The sequence below is a fragment of the Aeromonas sp. 602396 genome, from assembly GCF_049173735.1.
Taxonomy (GTDB): Bacteria; Pseudomonadota; Gammaproteobacteria; order Enterobacterales; family Aeromonadaceae; genus Aeromonas; species Aeromonas veronii_A.
Window position 1 is genome coordinate 1 of the sequence record NZ_JAAKSD010000026.1, and the last position, 15,484, is coordinate 15,484.

Annotated in this window: 13 protein-coding genes; 8 read left to right on the forward strand and 5 right to left on the reverse strand. The window is 60.3% G+C overall.

Annotated elements, in window-relative coordinates; all coding sequences use genetic code 11:
• The first annotated feature begins 394 nt into the window (after positions 1–394).
• Both rapA and rluA read left to right on the forward strand, forming a co-directional pair.
• Positions 395–3,262 (forward strand): RNA polymerase-associated protein RapA, encoded by a 2,868-nt coding sequence (gene rapA, locus G5229_RS20405; protein WP_421210242.1) that lies wholly within the window; start codon positions 395–397, stop codon positions 3,260–3,262.
• Positions 3,263–3,377: 115 nt separating this feature from the next.
• Positions 3,378–4,034, forward strand: a complete 657-nt coding sequence (rluA, locus tag G5229_RS20410) for a bifunctional tRNA pseudouridine(32) synthase/23S rRNA pseudouridine(746) synthase RluA (protein ID WP_421210244.1) — start codon at positions 3,378–3,380, stop codon at positions 4,032–4,034.
• 60 nt (positions 4,035–4,094) lie between these two features.
• Here the strand turns inward: rluA and G5229_RS20415 are convergent, their stop codons facing one another.
• The 5 genes from G5229_RS20415 to treR all read right to left on the reverse strand — a co-directional run bounded on the left by G5229_RS20415 (position 4,095) and on the right by treR (position 9,306).
• The gene (locus G5229_RS20415; protein ID WP_005336040.1) at positions 4,095–4,283 is read right to left on the reverse strand and encodes a hypothetical protein; all 189 of its coding nucleotides are present in this window, start codon (positions 4,281–4,283) and stop codon (positions 4,095–4,097) included.
• Between the two features lie 120 nt (positions 4,284–4,403).
• Positions 4,404–5,003 (reverse strand): sugar O-acetyltransferase, encoded by a 600-nt coding sequence (locus G5229_RS20420; RefSeq protein ID WP_139731101.1) that lies wholly within the window; start codon positions 5,001–5,003, stop codon positions 4,404–4,406.
• A 3-nt stretch (positions 5,004–5,006) separates the two neighbouring features.
• Positions 5,007–6,668: an alpha,alpha-phosphotrehalase gene (treC, locus tag G5229_RS20425; RefSeq protein ID WP_421210246.1), complete on the reverse strand. Its 1,662-nt coding sequence runs from the start codon at positions 6,666–6,668 to the stop codon at positions 5,007–5,009.
• A gap of 67 nt (positions 6,669–6,735) precedes the next feature.
• Positions 6,736–8,166 carry a PTS trehalose transporter subunit IIBC gene (treB, locus tag G5229_RS20430; RefSeq protein WP_270905460.1) on the reverse strand — a complete coding sequence of 477 codons (1,431 nt, stop codon included), beginning with the start codon at positions 8,164–8,166 and terminating at the stop codon, positions 6,736–6,738.
• 192 nt (positions 8,167–8,358) lie between these two features.
• Positions 8,359–9,306 carry a trehalose operon repressor TreR gene (gene treR / locus G5229_RS20435; protein ID WP_257688122.1) on the reverse strand — a complete coding sequence of 316 codons (948 nt, stop codon included), beginning with the start codon at positions 9,304–9,306 and terminating at the stop codon, positions 8,359–8,361.
• A gap of 137 nt (positions 9,307–9,443) precedes the next feature.
• On the opposite strand from treR, the gene G5229_RS20440 reads away from it, so the two are divergent.
• From G5229_RS20440 to pbpG, 6 genes are all read left to right on the forward strand, one after another.
• On the forward strand, positions 9,444–10,394 hold the full coding sequence (locus G5229_RS20440) for an AEC family transporter (protein ID WP_199416610.1): 951 nt from the start codon (positions 9,444–9,446) through the stop codon (positions 10,392–10,394).
• Positions 10,395–10,455: 61 nt separating this feature from the next.
• Positions 10,456–10,650, forward strand: a complete 195-nt coding sequence (locus G5229_RS20445; RefSeq protein ID WP_199416611.1) for a heavy-metal-associated domain-containing protein — start codon at positions 10,456–10,458, stop codon at positions 10,648–10,650.
• Positions 10,651–10,780: 130 nt separating this feature from the next.
• A complete protein-coding gene (gene ansB / locus G5229_RS20450) occupies positions 10,781–11,839 on the forward strand; it encodes an L-asparaginase 2 (protein ID WP_005348754.1) in 1,059 nt (352 codons plus the stop codon).
• Positions 11,840–12,102: 263 nt separating this feature from the next.
• A complete protein-coding gene (locus G5229_RS20455; protein ID WP_421210249.1) occupies positions 12,103–13,395 on the forward strand; it encodes a hemolysin family protein in 1,293 nt (430 codons plus the stop codon).
• An 18-nt stretch (positions 13,396–13,413) separates the two neighbouring features.
• Positions 13,414–14,079 (forward strand): DedA family protein, encoded by a 666-nt coding sequence (locus G5229_RS20460; RefSeq protein WP_005343012.1) that lies wholly within the window; start codon positions 13,414–13,416, stop codon positions 14,077–14,079.
• A 159-nt stretch (positions 14,080–14,238) separates the two neighbouring features.
• Complete coding sequence (gene pbpG / locus G5229_RS20465) at positions 14,239–15,066, forward strand: D-alanyl-D-alanine endopeptidase (RefSeq protein ID WP_005348750.1); 828 nt, start codon at positions 14,239–14,241, stop codon at positions 15,064–15,066.
• Positions 15,067–15,484 lie beyond the last annotated feature (418 nt).

Sequence of the window (15,484 nt, forward strand, 5' to 3'; positions counted from 1 at the left end):
TGCTGCGGGAGTGGAATTCTACTCAACCGCCTTCTCGAGTCAAGCCTTATTTTCAAAGGCTTTTCGAGGTTATCGACGAGGTTGTTTGCGTTGCCGCTTGCCGTGTCGATGGAGGCGCATTATAGGGATCTGGATCACGCTTGCAAGGGTGTTTTCGAATTAAATTCGCACTTTTGGTTCAACCGTTCACTAATCACCCAAAAAGCGCATTTATCCTGCAACAACACACCCGTTTGGCGAGCTCGCTATCCTCTAGATGGCGTGGCGGTGGTAGCAGATCAAGGTTGTGGCGATTTGGTCTCTCTACATCTATATGCATGGTGATCGAGGTCACGCCTTCGGGTAACATAGCGCCCCTTTGCGATTCACACACTCTTGGGCTTTGGAGAGTTTAATGCCTTTTGCACTTGGCCAGCGTTGGATTAGTGATACAGAGACGGATCTGGGGTTGGGGACTGTCGTTGCTGTTGAAGGACGCATGGTTACCCTGTTGTTTCCGGCTACCGGTGAAAACCGCATGTATGCCAAAGAAGAGGCGCCGGTCACCCGGGTCAGCTTCAATGTGGGCGATCAGATCACCAGTCACGAAGACTGGACCATGACGGTCGAAGAAGTGCAGGAGAAAGACGGCCTGCTTATATATGTAGGTGTGCGCACCGACAATGATGAGCCCGTTGCCCTCAAAGAAGTGTTTCTCAACAACTTTATCAAGTTCAACAAGCCGCAGGATCGCCTGTTCGCCGGTCAGATCGATCGGATGTCCCGCTTCACCCTGCGCTACGAGGCGCTGGTGAACCAGCACCAACGTCGTCGCAACCCGACTCGTGGTCTCGCCGGTGGCCGGGTCAGCCTGATCCCACACCAGCTCTATATCGCCCATGAAGTGGGTCACCGCTACGCTCCGCGCGTACTGCTGGCCGATGAGGTAGGTCTGGGCAAAACCATCGAAGCGGGCATGGTCATTCATCAGCAACTGCTCTCCGGCCGTGCCCATCGCGTACTCATTCTGCTGCCCGAAACTTTGCAGCACCAATGGCTGGTCGAAATGCTGCGCCGCTTCAACCTGCACTTCTCCCTGTTTGACGAGGAGCGCTGCATCGAGGCGTTTGCTGATGCGGAGAACCCCTTCGAGACCGAACAGCTGGTGATCTGCAGCCTCGACTTCCTGCGCAAGAAGCGTCGTCGCTTCGAGCAGGTGCTGGAAGCCGAGTGGGATCTGCTGGTTGTCGACGAAGCCCACCATCTGGAGTGGAGTGAAGAGGCGCCGAGCCGTGCCTATGAGATGGTGGAAGCCCTGGCCGAACAGGTGCCGGGCGTACTGCTGCTGACCGCAACCCCGGATCAGCTGGGCCACCAGAGCCACTTTGCCCGTCTGCGCCTGCTCGACCCGGAGCGTTTCTACGACTATGAGGCTTTCCTCGCCGAGGAGCAGGCCTATGGTCAGGTCGCCAGCGCAGCGCAGGAGCTGCTGGATGGCGAGACCCTGAGCGATGAAGCCAGACAGATCCTCGCCAGCCAGCTGGAAGGGCTAGACTTGAGCGATGCCGCCGCCCGCCAGCAGGCGGTCGCCAAGCTGCTGGACCAGCATGGCACCGGCCGGGTGCTGTTCCGCAACAGCCGCGCCAATATTCAGGGCTTCCCCGAGCGTCACCTCAACGTCTACCCCATGCCGCTGCCGGAGCAGTACAAGACTGCCATCAAGGTGATGGGCATGATGGGTGGCAACGGTGGCGATCTGCAGACCCGCGCCCTGCGCTACCTCTATCCCGAGAAGATCTTCCAGCAGTTCGAAGGCGACAACGCCACCTGGACCCAGTTCGACCCACGCGTTGAATGGTTGCTGGAGCTGCTGCTCTCTGCCCGTCAGCAGAAGGTGCTGGTGATCTGCTCCGAAGCAGCGACCGCCATCGCGCTGGAAGAGGCGCTGCGCACCCGTGAAGGGATCCGTGGTGCCGTGTTCCACGAAGGGATGTCGATCCTTGAGCGGGACAAGGCCTCCGCCTATTTCGCCCAGCAAGAGGGTGGCGCCCAGGTGCTGCTCTGCTCCGAGATCGGCTCAGAGGGTCGCAACTTCCAGTTTGCCAGCCATCTGGTGCTGTTCGATCTGCCTCTCAACCCGGATCTGCTGGAACAGCGTATCGGCCGACTGGATCGCATCGGTCAGCAGAATACCGTCGAAATCCATGTTCCCTATCTGGAGGGTACCTCCCAGCGCGCCCTGCAGCTCTGGTATCACGATGGCCTCGATGCGTTCGAGCAGACCTGCCCGACCGCTCGCCCGGTATTCGAAGCTGTACGTGAAGAGCTGTTCGAGCTGCTGGCCGCCAACACCGGCGATCAGGCAGCCCTCGACGCCCTGCTGGTCAAGACCCGCGAACTGCACGAGCCGCTCAAGGCTCGACTGGAGCAGGGCCGCGATCGCCTGCTGGAGATCCACTCCAGCGGTGGCGCCGCCGCTCAGCAACTGGTCGACAAGCTGGCCGCCGAAGATGATGACACCGGCATGATCTCCTTCGCCCTCAAGATGTTCGACGAGATCGGCGTCAATCAGGATGACCGTGGCGAGAACGCGCTGGTGCTGACCCCCGGGGATCACATGCTGGTCTCCAGCTTCCCGGGCTTGCCGCAAGATGGCATGACCATCACCTTCGATCGCAACACTGCCCTGTCGCGGGATGACATGGCGCTGCTCTCCTGGGATCACCCCATGATGCGCGGCGGTATCGACCTGATCCTGGGCTCCGAGATCGGTGCCACCTCGGTCGCACTGCTCAAGAACAAGGCACTGCCCATCGGCTCCATCCTGCTTGAGCTGATCTTCGTTGCCGAGTCTGCGGCCCATCCCCAGCTCTACCGCTTCATGCCGCCGACGCCGATCCGTCTGCTGATGGACAAGAACGGCCAGAATCTGGGTGAGAAAGTGGCGTTCGATGCCTTCAACCGCCAGCTGACTCCGGTCAATCGCCACCTCGGCAGCAAGCTGGTGACTGCATCCCAACCGGTGATCCACGGTCTGATCGGCAAGGGCCAGGCCATTGCCGAAGAGCTGAAAGCCGGGATTGTCGACAAGGCCCGCACCCAGATGGCGCAGACCCTGCAGCAGGATCTGGATCGTCTGGAAGCGCTCAAGGCAGTCAACCCGAACGTGCGCGACAGCGAACTGGATTATCTGCGCAATCTGCAGGCAGAATTGCACCACCTGATCGATCAGACCCAACTCAAGCTGGATGCCATCCGCTTTATCGTGGTCACCCATAACTGACAAGGTACCGACCGACAGCGGCCAGACCCAGCTCAAACTGGATACCCAAGGCCGCTTTGTCGTGGTTACCCATAACTGATGGGGGCTTGCCCCCACCTTCTGATGCGAGACATTTATGTTTGAATACTCACCGCCTCTGGAACCCTGGCTCGATATCCTGTTCAAGGACAAGGACATCATGGTGGTCAACAAGCCCACTGGCCTGCTAAGCGTCCCCGGGCGCGGCCCCGAGAATGAAGACAGCGTCCTGCATCGGGTGAAACAGCAGCACCCCAAGGCGGCGGCAGCTCATCGCCTCGACATGTCCACCACAGGCATCATTGTCATTCCCCTCAATCCCAACTCTCATCGGGAGCTGAGTCGGCAATTTCGCGAGCGGGAGACCGAGAAGCACTACCTCGCCTGGGTATGGGGTGAGCCGGAAGCAGAGTCGGGACAGGTTGACCTGCCGCTCTGCGTCGACTGGCCCAACCGCCCGAAGCAGAAGGTGGATCACGAGGAGGGGCGTCACGCCCTGACCCTGTGGGAAAAACTGAAAGTGGAGAGCGGCAACAGCCTGATCAAGCTGACTCCCATCACAGGTCGCTCGCACCAGTTGCGCGTCCATATGCTGGAGCTGGGGCATCCGATCCTGGGTGACAACCTCTACGCCCATCCGGATGCGCTGGCGGCTGCCCCCCATCTCTACCTGCATGCGGCCATGCTGACCATCAGCCACCCCCGCAGCGGGGAACGGATGACCTTCGAGGCGCCGGCTCCTTTCCCGGTCTGATCCCGCAAATCGCAGAGATAAAAAAGCCCCCATCGCGAGATGGGGGCTTTTTCATTAGGGTCAGACGCGAATATCGATCTTGCTTCCCAAAGAAGCGCTGGCCGATGTCGGTGCAACCGGCGCTGATTGCGCTGCGTTTTGCAGCAGCTTCAGCGCAGCTTCGCCCTCTTGGGTCTGCTGTTTCTTGGCCAGACTGGCCGTCATCAGAGCAGAACCAAACGACGCATTTGCAGAACTTGATATATCCATAGGGTTCCTCCTGCATTCAACAGTATCGGCCAAGCGGCCCCGAACATAAGCACTGAATGCAAAACAATCTGACAGTTGCTTTTCTATCAATCAGATAGCACTAGCATTCATGGCCCCTGTTCACCGCTGGATGACACCTTCAAGCTCCTGTGCCGTCATCGGCCGAAGCACCTTGCAAGGGTTGCCAGCCGCCACCACGTTGGCTGGCACATCTTTGGTCACCACCGAACCGGCACCGATGACGCTGTTGTCACCAATGGTTACGCCTGGGCAGATAACAGTGCTGCCGCCAATCCAGACGTTGTGACCGATCCGCACCTGCTTGCCGAACTCGACACCCCTGATGCGCGGCGCCACCGCCACCGGGTGAGCGGCGGTGTAGATCTGCACCCCGGGCGCCAGCAGCACGTTGTCGCCGATGTGTACCTCGCAGACGTCGAGGATGGTGCAGCCTACGTTGGCGTAGAAGTTCTCGCCGACGAAGATGTTGGCACCATAGTCGCAGAAGAATGGTGGATTGATGGCACACTCCTGGCCGCGGCCACCGAGCAGTTCGTGCAGCAAAGCATCCCGCGCTGGTTTCTCCTGCCAGCTGGTGTTGAAGGTGTGATAGAGCCGGCGGCAGCGCTCGCGCGCCGCTTTGAGCTCAGGGTCAGCCGCATCATAAGGCTCCCCCGCCACCATCTTCTGCCACTCGGTACCGCGCACCACCTTCTCCATTACCTACTCCATCAGCCAGATCAGGGATTCATAAGGGCGCAGCATACCCGATTGCGGTCGGGCCGGGCTATCCGGGTAGTTGCCGAGCAGCAGCCGACCTTGCCCGCTTTGCAGCTCGGCAGGCAAGGCAAACTCAACCGGCTCGCCGTAGAAGTTGCTCACCACCAGCAGGGTCTGACCGTTGGCGCGGCGGGCATAGGCCCAGATCTGCGGGTGCCCGGTCAGCAGCTCCTGATAATCCCCCTGGGTGAAGATGGGGTGCGCCTTGCGCAGGGCGATGAGATCCCGGTAGTGCCAGAACACCGAGTGCTGGTCGGCCAGCGCCGCCTCGGCATTGATCTCGGAATAGTTGGCGGCTGGCTTGAGCCAGGGTGTCCCGTTGGTGAAACCGGCGTTGGCCGCAGCGCTCCACTGCATCGGGGTGCGCGAGTTGTCGCGGGACTTGGCACCGAGAATGGCGAGGATCTCGGCCTCGCTCATCCCTTCGGCCTGCTTGATGGCAAAGATGTTGCGGCTCTCCACATCCTGATAGTCATCGATGCGCTGATAGCCGGGGTTGGTCATGCCGATCTCCTCCCCCTGATAGATGTAGGGGGTGCCCTGCAAACCGTGCAGCGTGCTGGCCAGCATCTTGGCGGCCACAACCCGATGCTCGCCCTCGTCACCGAAGCGGGAGACGATGCGCGGCTGATCGTGGTTGCACCAGAACAGCGCCGACCACCCCTTGCCGTGCATGCCACTCTGCCAGTGGTTGAAGATGCGCTTGAGTTCGATGAAATCGAACGGAGCCTTGGTCCACTTGTCGCCGTTGGGGTAATCCACCTTGAGGTGATGGAAGTTGAACACCATGGAGAGCTCGGAGCCATCGAGGGCGCCATAGCGCTGACAGTGCTCCAGTGAAGTAGAGGACATCTCCCCCACCGTCATGGCGCCGACAGGAGCAAACACGTCGCGGCTCACGTCCTGCAAAAATTCGTGGATGCGCGGCCCGTCGGTGTAGAAGCGGCGGCCATCGCCAATCTCGTCGTTCGGGAACGCCTGATCCTTGGAGATAAGGTTGATAACGTCGAGGCGGAACCCATCCACCCCCTTCTTGGCCCAGAAGTGGATGATATTTTTCACCTCGGCACGCACCGCCGGATTTTCCCAGTTGAGATCCGCCTGCTCGCGGGCAAACAGGTGCAGGTAGTACTGACCGGTGGCAGAGTCCAGCTCCCAGGCGCTGCCGCCAAACTTGGATTGCCAGTTGTTGGGCACGCAGCCATCCACCGGATCGCGCCAGATGTAGTAGTCGCGGTAGGGGCTGTTTTTATCCCCCAGCGCCGACTTGAACCAGGCGTGCTCGGTGGAGGTGTGGTTGACCACGATATCCATCACGATGCGGATGTCGCGCGCGTGGGCGGCGGTCAGCAGCGCCTCGAAATCAGCCATGGTGCCGTAGGCGGGGTCGATGGCGTAGTAGTCGGCGATGTCGTAGCCGTTGTCCACCTGCGGCGAGACGTAGACCGGGGTCAGCCAGAGGGCATCGACCCCCAGCGTCTTGAGGTAATCGAGGCGGGCCATGATCCCCTTGAGATCGCCGGTGCCACGGGCAGCGGAATCCTGAAAGCTCTTGGGATAGATCTGGTAAATCACGGCGCTCTGCCACCAGGGTGTTTGGCTCATGGCTCTTTCTCTTGTCACAAATTGAAAAGGGAGAGGGCGACCCGCAAGGTCGCCCGGACAATCAGATTCAGGCGCTGGCTTCGGCCAGCTTGCCGGCCGCTTGCTGGCGCTTGTAGACCAGCAGAGTCAGCACCACCGGTACCACGATGGCGACCAGCATGGCGAGGGAGTAAACGGCCCAGTATTGCGGCTGGATGGAGAGGATGCCCGGCAGGCCGCCTACCCCGATGCCGTTGGCCATCACCCCGGCGAAACCGCAGATGAGGGCTGCAAGGCTGGAGCCCACCATGGCGCACAGCATGGGGAACTTGTACTTGAGGTTGATACCGTACATCGCCGGTTCGGTCACCCCGAGATAGGCGGAGATGGCGGCAGGCACCGAAATCTCCCGCTCGTTCTCCTTGCGGCTAATCAGAATGATGCCGACGACCGCAGACGCCTGAGCGATGTTGGAGAGGGCGATAAGCGGCCAAATCGGGGTGCCACCCATGCTCTGCATCAGTTGCAGATCCACCGCGTTGGTGGTGTGGTGGATGCCGGTGATGACCAGCGGCGCGTAGAGGAATCCGAACAGGGCGGCACCGATAGGGGCGAAGGAGCCGGTCATGGCCGCCTTGGCAGCGAAGCCGACGCCATCACCAATCCAGCGGCCGAACGGGCCGATAAAGGCGTGAGCCACGATCACCGCCAGCAGCAGCGAGACAAACGGCACAATCACCAGATAGAGGTAAGCCGGAATGATCCGCTTGAGGTTGGTCTCAACCCAGGCGAGGAAGACACCCGCCAGCAGCGCCGGAATGACCTGTGCCTGATAGCCCACCTTCTGGATCACGAACAGGCCGAAGTCCCACACCTCGGGAGTCTGCTGACCAATGCCGTAGGCGTTCATCAACTGCGGTGACACCAGCGTCACCCCCAGCACAATACCCAAGATCTCGGAGCCGCCCATCTTCTTCACTGCAGACCAGCAGACACCGACCGGCAGGAAGTGGAAGATCGCCTCGCCCAGCAGCCAGAGGAAGGCGTGCACCTGAGACCAGAACTGGCTGATCTCGGTGAGGGTGTGAGTACCATCGTCGAACATCTTGATGTCGCCGATGACGTTGCGAAAGCCCAGGATCAGACCGCCGGTGATGATGGCGGGCAGCAGCGGAACGAAGATCTCCGCCAGATGGGAAATGCCCCGCTCCAGCGGGTTCATGTTCTGGCGGGCCGCCTGCTTGGCGGTCTCCTTGCTGCCGCCGCTGACGCCGAGCTGCTCGGTCAGCGCCTTGTACCACTGCTCTACCTCGTTACCGATCACCACCTGGAATTGACCGCCCTGGGTGAAGCTTCCCTTCACCGCCGGGATGGTTTCGATAGCCTTGCTGTCGGCCTTGGCCGGATCGTTCAGGACGAAGCGCAACCGGGTCAGGCAGTGGCTGACGGTGGCGATGTTCTCCTTGCCGCCGATCTTGTCGATCAGGGTGGCAAGCTGCTGTGCGTTGATCTTGGACATGGGTCTTCCCTCTGTGACGCCATTGAATAGTGGTCTGTATCGCCCTTTTGAGCCAGTCTGTCGGCCGGAGCGTTTTTGGTATCGTTCCCATTTAGCATGCCGACAATCCGGCCAGATCGAAATGGGAACGTTCCCAAATCGTGGCCAGCGTCACAAAAAGCACATTTTTTGTTCAGTCGGAAGTGATGGGGCTCACAGGGTTCGGCAGGGGGCGATAGTCACCAGCGGAGGCTGATCCTGCTCAATCTGGCCGAGCAGCTGACGCGCCGCCTGCTCCCCCGCCCCTTTGTAACCAAGATCGAGACTGAGGGCGTTGGGGAAGAGGAAACTGAGCATGGGGTTGTTGCCAAGACCGGTCACCAGCACCTCACTACGCCCTTGTTCTTGCAGGTATTTTGCCGCACCAATGGCGAGGGTGTCGCTGGCGCAGACCAGCGCCTGGGTGGAGGGGGTAAGCAGCTCGGCCGCCAGCCGGTAGCCGCTCTGCAGGCTGAGATCGCCGAGGGCGCTGCGCGGGCGCAACCCCTGCTCTGCGCAGTAAGCGAGATAGGCGTCTAGGCGGCGCTGGCCTGTGGTGAGATCCGAGGCATCCACCCCCAGATAGGCGATATCGCGGGCGCCACGGCTTGCCAGCTGCGCCAGCATGGTGCGCACCGCACCGGCGTCGTCAAAACAGACCGAGGAGAAACCGGGATATTCACGGGCGACCAGCACCAGCTTCTCTTTCAGCGGCGCCATGGCGGCATAGTCCAAGTCATTGAAGGCGAACAGGATAATGCCATCCACCCCGCGCCGCTCCAGCACCGCCAGATGCTCCTGTACCTTGGCGGGGGAGAACTTGCTCTCCATCAGCACAGCATCGTAGCCGCGCTGATAGAGGGTCTCCAGCATGCCGCGCACCGCCTGATTCTCCGAGCTGGAGTCGAGCCGCGAGACGATGATCCCCACCACCTGCTGGCTCTGGCTGCGCATGGCCCGCGCCGATTTGCTCGGCACGAAGCTATGTTCGGCGATGATCTGCTCCACCCGCTCGCGGGTCTCCTGCTTCACCTTGGGATCCTGATTGAGCACCCGGGAGACGGTCGACTTGCCGACGCCACTCAGTCTGGCGATATCGAGGATGGTCAGTTTCTTGTCCATGAATTGGCTCACAGGAGGCTAGGCGGTGGAATTGCCCACATTGTTGTGATTAACCCCTGTGAATACAAGCCCATGGCGTTAGAATGCCCTTTTTGCCCCGCCGTCAGGGTGTGTGGGCACAGCACAGGATGCCCATCATGGATCTGCTGGCCAGTATGCTCTTCTCCCTCTCCATCACAGGCCCCATCTGCGTGGTGCTGCTGCTCGGCATCTTGCTCAAGCGGCTGGGGCTGCTGCCGGATCCCTTTACCGAATCCGCCTCGCGACTGGTATTTCAGGTCACCCTGCCCGCCCTGCTCTTTCTCAGTATTCTGGGTACCAACTTCGCCACCATGCCGAGCCTCTGGTTTATCGGCTATGGCCTGCTCGCCACCGTTATCAGCTATCTGGTGCTGGAACTGCTGGCCGGACGTTTTATCGGGGAGCAGCGACTGCGCGGGATCTTCGTGCAAGGTAGCTTTCGCGGCAACAGCGCCATTATCGGGCTCGCCTATGTGCAGAACGCCTACGGCCACGAGGGGTTGGGGGCGGCGGCCTTCTATGTCGGCGCGGTGACCGTGCTCTACAACATTCTCGCAGTGATCACCCTCACCCGCAGTCTCGGCGGCGCCACCGGTATCCGCCCCATTCTGCTCGGCATCATCAAGAATCCCCTGATCATCGCCATTGTGGCGGCGCTGCCCTTTACCCTGTTCGGTATCAAGATGCCGCAACTGCTGCTCACCACCGGCAGCTACTTCGCCAACATGACGTTGCCGCTGGCGCTGCTCTGCACCGGCGCCTCCCTCAGCCTGGATGCTCTGCGTGGTGGTGCAGCCATTGCGGGCTGGGCCAGCATCATGCGGCTCTGTCTCATTCCGGCTGCGTTCACTCTTGGGGCGGCCCTGCTCGGCTTCAGCCATCTGGAGCTGGGTATTCTGTTTCTCATCAGCGCCACCCCGACTGCCGCCGCCAGCTATGTGATGACCCGTGCCATGGGGGGCGACAGCGTGCTGGCCGCGAACATCATCGCCACCACCACCCTCGGTTCGCTGGTCACTACCAGCCTCGGGGCAACTCTGATGAACTATCTGGGTCTTATGTACTGAGGCTTGACCTTGCCGGAGGCGGCAGCTTTAGGCTGGCGCTCATCAACAGAGGAGATATCCCATGACCATCGAACTCACCGTGTCCGGCATGTCCTGCGGTGGCTGCGCCGCCAGTCTGCAAAAAGCCCTGCTGGCCCAGCCTGCAGTCACCACCGCAACCGTCGATTTCACCAGCAGCAAGGCCGTCATCGAGAGCGAGCTGAGCAAGGCCGAGCTGATCGCCCTGATCGAAGACAAGGGTTTCTCTGCGAGTTAAATTATCTCCATAGAGGTATAAAACAGGTTAAAAATCTGTACTCACCTGTCTTTTGGTGAGTTTTATCACAGACCCGGGTTATTAAACGGGCAAACTTGCTGCGATTATTCCAACCATAAGGATTTGCAGCATGACCCTACCGATCCGCAAGACCCTGCTCGCCGCCGTCGTCGGCCTGACCCTCTCCCCCATGGCAATGGCCCTGCCCAACGTCCATATTCTGGCAACCGGCGGCACCATTGCCGGGGCAGGCCAGTCCGCGACCCAGTCCAACTACGAGGCAGGCAAGGTGGCCATCGAAACCCTGATCGCCGCCGTGCCCGAGATGAAAAACGTGGCCGACGTGCAGGGTGAGCAGGTGGTCAAGATCGGCTCCCAGGACATGAACGACGAGGTGTGGCTCAAGCTGGCCAAGCGGGTCAACGAGCTGCTGGCCAAGGATGACGTGGATGGCATTGTCATCACCCACGGCACCGACACCATGGAAGAGACCGCCTACTTCCTCAATCTGACCGTCAAGAGCGACAAGCCGGTGGTGCTGGTCGGCGCCATGCGCCCCTCCACTGCCATGAGTGCCGATGGCCCGCTCAATCTCTACAACGCCGTAGTGACCGCCTCCGACCCCGCCTCCAAGGGCCGTGGCGTGATGGTGGCGATGAACGACACCGTGCTGGATGCCCGCGACGTCACCAAGACCAACACCACCGGGGTGCAAACCTTCGCCTCCCCCAACTTTGGCCCGCTCGGCTACATCCACAACGGCAAGATCGACTATCAGCGCAGCCCGGCCCGTCTGCACACCAGCAAGACGCCGTTTGACGTGAGCAAGCTCGACAAGCTGCCGCAAGTTGGCATCGTCTACAGCTACGCCAACGCCACCGACTTGCCGGCCAAGGCGATGGTGGATGCCAAGTTCGACGGCATCGTCAGCGCCGGGGTGGGCAACGGCAACCTCTACCACACCCTGTTCGACACCCTGGCCAAGGCGAGCAAGGATGGCATCCGCGTCGTGCGCTCCGCCCGCGTGCCGACCGGCGCCACCACCCTGGATGCCGAGATCGATGATGCCAAGTACGGCTTCGTGGCCTCCGGCACTCTCAACCCGCAGAAAGCTCGGGTGCTGCTGATGCTCTCCCTGACCCAGAGCAAGGATCCAGCCCAGATCCAGCGCTGGTTCCAGCAGTTCTGATAACGGTTGTCTGACAAGTGACAAGCAAGGGCGGGACTTCCCGCCCTTTTCCATCCTGCATGCAATGCCACTTCGCCAAGCACCCGCCTCACCCATTACGTCGTTTGGCGAGGTCATCCTTCCCTTTTCCGGCCATCTTTTTCAGCCATCCCAGAGCGCTGTCATCAAATTAGCGAGCCGGATCACCCGCTTTCACAAGCGCATCGCCGCCAAATTCATTACACTGCCAGCGATCTTATCCACTCAAGGAGTGCTGTTGCTGTATGGAAATATTGATCCTGCTGGGATTGATTTTGCTTAATGGCGTCTTCGCCATGTCAGAAATCGCCATCGTCACCGCACGCAAGGCTCGCCTCGGCAAGCTTGCCTCTGAAGGCAACCGTTCCGCCGCCATTGCCCTCAAACTGGGCGAAGACCCGACCCATTTTCTCTCTGCCGTCCAAATCGGCATTACCAGCATAGGTCTGCTCAACGGTATCTACGGCGAATCCCTGCTGGCCCAGCCCTTCTCCCTCTGGTTGCAGGAGTGGGGACTCCCGGCCAAGAGCAGTGGCCTGATCGCCACCATCATAGTGGTGGTGGTGGTGACTTACCTCTCCATCGTGGTAGGGGAGCTGGTGCCCAAGCGGCTGGGCCAGCTCAATGCCGAGCGCATCGCCTGTCTGGTGGCCCGCCCCATGCACTGGCTCGCCACCCTGACCCGCCCCTTCGTCTGGCTGCTGTCGGCCTCTACCAATGCCAGCCTGCGGCTGCTGCGGGTCAACCAGAACGGCAGCGCCAACGTCACCGAGGAGGAGATCCACGCCATGCTGGTGGAGGGCTCTGAAGCCGGGGTGATCGAGGATCATGAACACACCATGCTGCGCAACGTCTTCCGTCTCGACGAGCGCAGCCTCTCCTCCCTGATGGTGCCGCGCAGCGATATCCGCTATCTGGATCTGGCTCTGCCGCTGGAGACCAACCTGCAGCGGCTGGTGGAGTATCGCCACAGCTATTTTCCGGTCTGCGACGGCAACCTGTCAGAATTGGTGGGTATCATCAATGTCAGCAAGGTGCTGCACGCCTATATCAAGGGGGAGCCCATCGATCTGGCTGCCCTGACCCAGGAGGGCAGCCTGCTGCCCGAGACCCTCAACGGCGTCGAGCTGCTCAACCACTTCCGCACCCACAGCGAACAGATGGCGCTGGTGGTGGACGAATATGGCGAGTTGCAGGGACTGGTCACCCAGCAGGATCTGCTGGAGGCGCTGGCGGGGGATTTCCAGCAGGAGGATGGCGAGAACAACTGGGCCTTCCGGCGCGCCGACGGCAGCTGGCTGCTCGATGGCCTGATCCCGCTGCCGGAGTTGAAGGACTGTCTGGAGTTAGTTCGTCTGCCAGAAGAAGAAAAACATCACTATCACACCCTCGGAGGGCTTATCATGCTGCTCCTTGGTCGTGTTCCACAAACCGGCGATCTGGTGACACTGGAACAGTGGCAACTGGAAATTGTTGACATGGATGGCCTGCGCATCGACAAGGTGCTCGCCATGCCCTTGACCGATCAACCCAGCTAACCTGCGGAGTTTGCAAGTATGGAGCAGTTTTACCAACTGGCTCACGCCTTTATGAATCACGATCTGAACACACTTTCCGATCCCAAGATGGCCTTCATGATCTGTGGTGTGATTCTGACGTTTCTGGTACTGGAAAACGGATTCATCCCTACCGCCTTTCTGCCCGGTGACAGCCTGCTGATCCTGACCGGCGTGCTCATCTATCAGGATGTATTGTCTCTCGGGGTAATCCCGCTGTTGATCATGGCTACCTTTGTCGGCACCTGGCTCGGTTACATGCAGGGGCGCTTTCTCGGCCACACCCAGCTCTACCATCGGCTGATGTCCCACGTGGAAGAGCGGCACCAGCAGAAGGTCTACCACCTGCTGGACAAGTACGGGATCATCACCCTGATCACCGCTCGCTATATCGCCTTCGTGCGCACCGCCTACCCCTACATCGTCGGTGCCACCGAGCTGCCCCAGGGGCGCTTTCTCATCGTCAATCTGATCAGCTCCATCATGTGGATCTGCCCGCTGGTCGGGTTTGGCTACTACCTGAGCCACACCAAGCTGGCCGCCGAATACCAGACCCAGTTCTTCAATATCATCATCTATCTGCCGGTGGCCCTGCTGGTGGGTGGCATGGTGGCACTGGTCTGGCGCTGGATCAGCAAACGCAGGGCCGCACAGCCGCGGGATTGACCCCTCGCCCAGCGCCCAACCCGAAAGCCCTCGCTAGAGGGCTTTTTTGATCGCCAATTTTGCGCAAATAGCAGAAATAGTCCCGCTCGGCCCTTGTAAAGCCGGGGTAAAAATGAGTGAATCTAGCGCCTTTTTTTGGATGGGAATGGAGTCGGTTGTATGTGGTGTCGGATTCGCGCAGCAGCGCTGGTTGTCGGGTTGATGGGAATGCTGGGATTGCCTGCGGTCAGCGCGGCACCCAACCCAGCCAAACTGGAAGTACGCTCAAGCAGCGCTCTGGTCGTGGATGTAAAAACGGGCAAGACGCTCTACCAGAAGAATGCCACCAAGGTGCGTCCCATCGCCTCTCTCACCAAGCTGATGACAGCGCTGGTGGTGCTGGATGCCAAGCAGAATCTCAACCAGACCATCACGGTCGACAAGAACGATCTGGATCGGGTCAAACACACCCACTCCCGCATCCGCATGGGCACCAAGGTGACCCGCCGCGACGCCCTGCATCTGGCGCTGATGTCCTCCGAAAACCGGATGGCCTCGGCACTGGCGCGTCACTATCCGGGCGGTCGCAGCGCCTTCGTGCGAGCCATGAACAACAAGGCCAGACAGCTGGGTATGCGTAATACCCACTTCTACGACTCCACCGGCCTCTCCACCCGCAACGTCTCCACCGCCCAGGATCTGGGCAAGCTGGCCGCCGCCGCCTATCGCCAGCCGCTGATCCGTCAGTTCACTCAGGATGAGAACCGGGAGATGCGCTTCAGCGCCCCCGCCTACAGCCTGATGTTCAACAACACCAACCCGCTGGTGAAAAACCCGGATTGGGACGTGCGCCTCTCCAAGACCGGCTTCACTGACGAAGCGGGTCGCTGTCTGGTGATGCGCGCCAAACCGGACAGCCGCGAGCTTGCCATCGTGCTACTCAACTCGGTGGGCAAACGCACCCCCATCGGCGATGCCAACCGCATTCGCAAATGGTTGAAAAGCTGAGTAAATATCTCGACACAAAAGGATGCTGCGGCATCCTTTTTTATTGCCTGCAGAACGCCTCTGCAGGCCTTGCAGGATGTTGATGAGCGAACCCTTAGTGATGTCTGCGCGGCATCTGCCGTTGCAACGGCAGGCATACAGCGCGCCTATAGATGAGGCAAAGGGTGGTGAGGGGTTGCACCGTTCAGAAGAACTGTGAGCAATCACAGACAGGGGAAGAAATAAGGACAAGAACAGCCAGGTAAACGGGCGATCCCCCCTCAACAGCGCACGGGGATCCGCACCAAAGAGTTAAATGTCGCCCATAAAAAAACAGCCTCGACCGAAGTCGAGGCTGTCTGTATGGTGCGCCCGAGAGGATTCGAACCTCTGACCACCTGGTTCGTAGCCAGGTACTCTATCCAGCTGAGCTACGGGC

Bases quoted from the DNA above. Each gene is read 5' to 3' on its own strand.
- G5229_RS20420 (WP_139731101.1), bottom strand. From the start codon at position 5,003: ATGGAGAAGGTGGTGCGCGGTACCGAGTGGCAGAAGATGGTGGCGGGG.
- G5229_RS20445 (WP_199416611.1), top strand. From the start codon at position 10,456: ATGACCATCGAACTCACCGTGTCCGGCATGTCCTGCGGTGGCTGCGCC.
- G5229_RS20460 (WP_005343012.1), top strand. From the start codon at position 13,414: ATGGAGCAGTTTTACCAACTGGCTCACGCCTTTATGAATCACGATCTG.
- treR (WP_257688122.1), bottom strand. From the start codon at position 9,306: ATGGACAAGAAACTGACCATCCTCGATATCGCCAGACTGAGTGGCGTC.
- treC (WP_421210246.1), bottom strand. From the start codon at position 6,668: ATGAGCCAAACACCCTGGTGGCAGAGCGCCGTGATTTACCAGATCTAT.
- pbpG (WP_005348750.1), top strand. From the start codon at position 14,239: ATGTGGTGTCGGATTCGCGCAGCAGCGCTGGTTGTCGGGTTGATGGGA.
- G5229_RS20415 (WP_005336040.1), bottom strand. From the start codon at position 4,283: ATGGATATATCAAGTTCTGCAAATGCGTCGTTTGGTTCTGCTCTGATG.
- rluA (WP_421210244.1), top strand. From the start codon at position 3,378: ATGTTTGAATACTCACCGCCTCTGGAACCCTGGCTCGATATCCTGTTC.
- rapA (WP_421210242.1), top strand. From the start codon at position 395: ATGCCTTTTGCACTTGGCCAGCGTTGGATTAGTGATACAGAGACGGAT.
- G5229_RS20440 (WP_199416610.1), top strand. From the start codon at position 9,444: ATGGATCTGCTGGCCAGTATGCTCTTCTCCCTCTCCATCACAGGCCCC.
- G5229_RS20455 (WP_421210249.1), top strand. From the start codon at position 12,103: ATGGAAATATTGATCCTGCTGGGATTGATTTTGCTTAATGGCGTCTTC.
- treB (WP_270905460.1), bottom strand. From the start codon at position 8,166: ATGTCCAAGATCAACGCACAGCAGCTTGCCACCCTGATCGACAAGATC.
- ansB (WP_005348754.1), top strand. From the start codon at position 10,781: ATGACCCTACCGATCCGCAAGACCCTGCTCGCCGCCGTCGTCGGCCTG.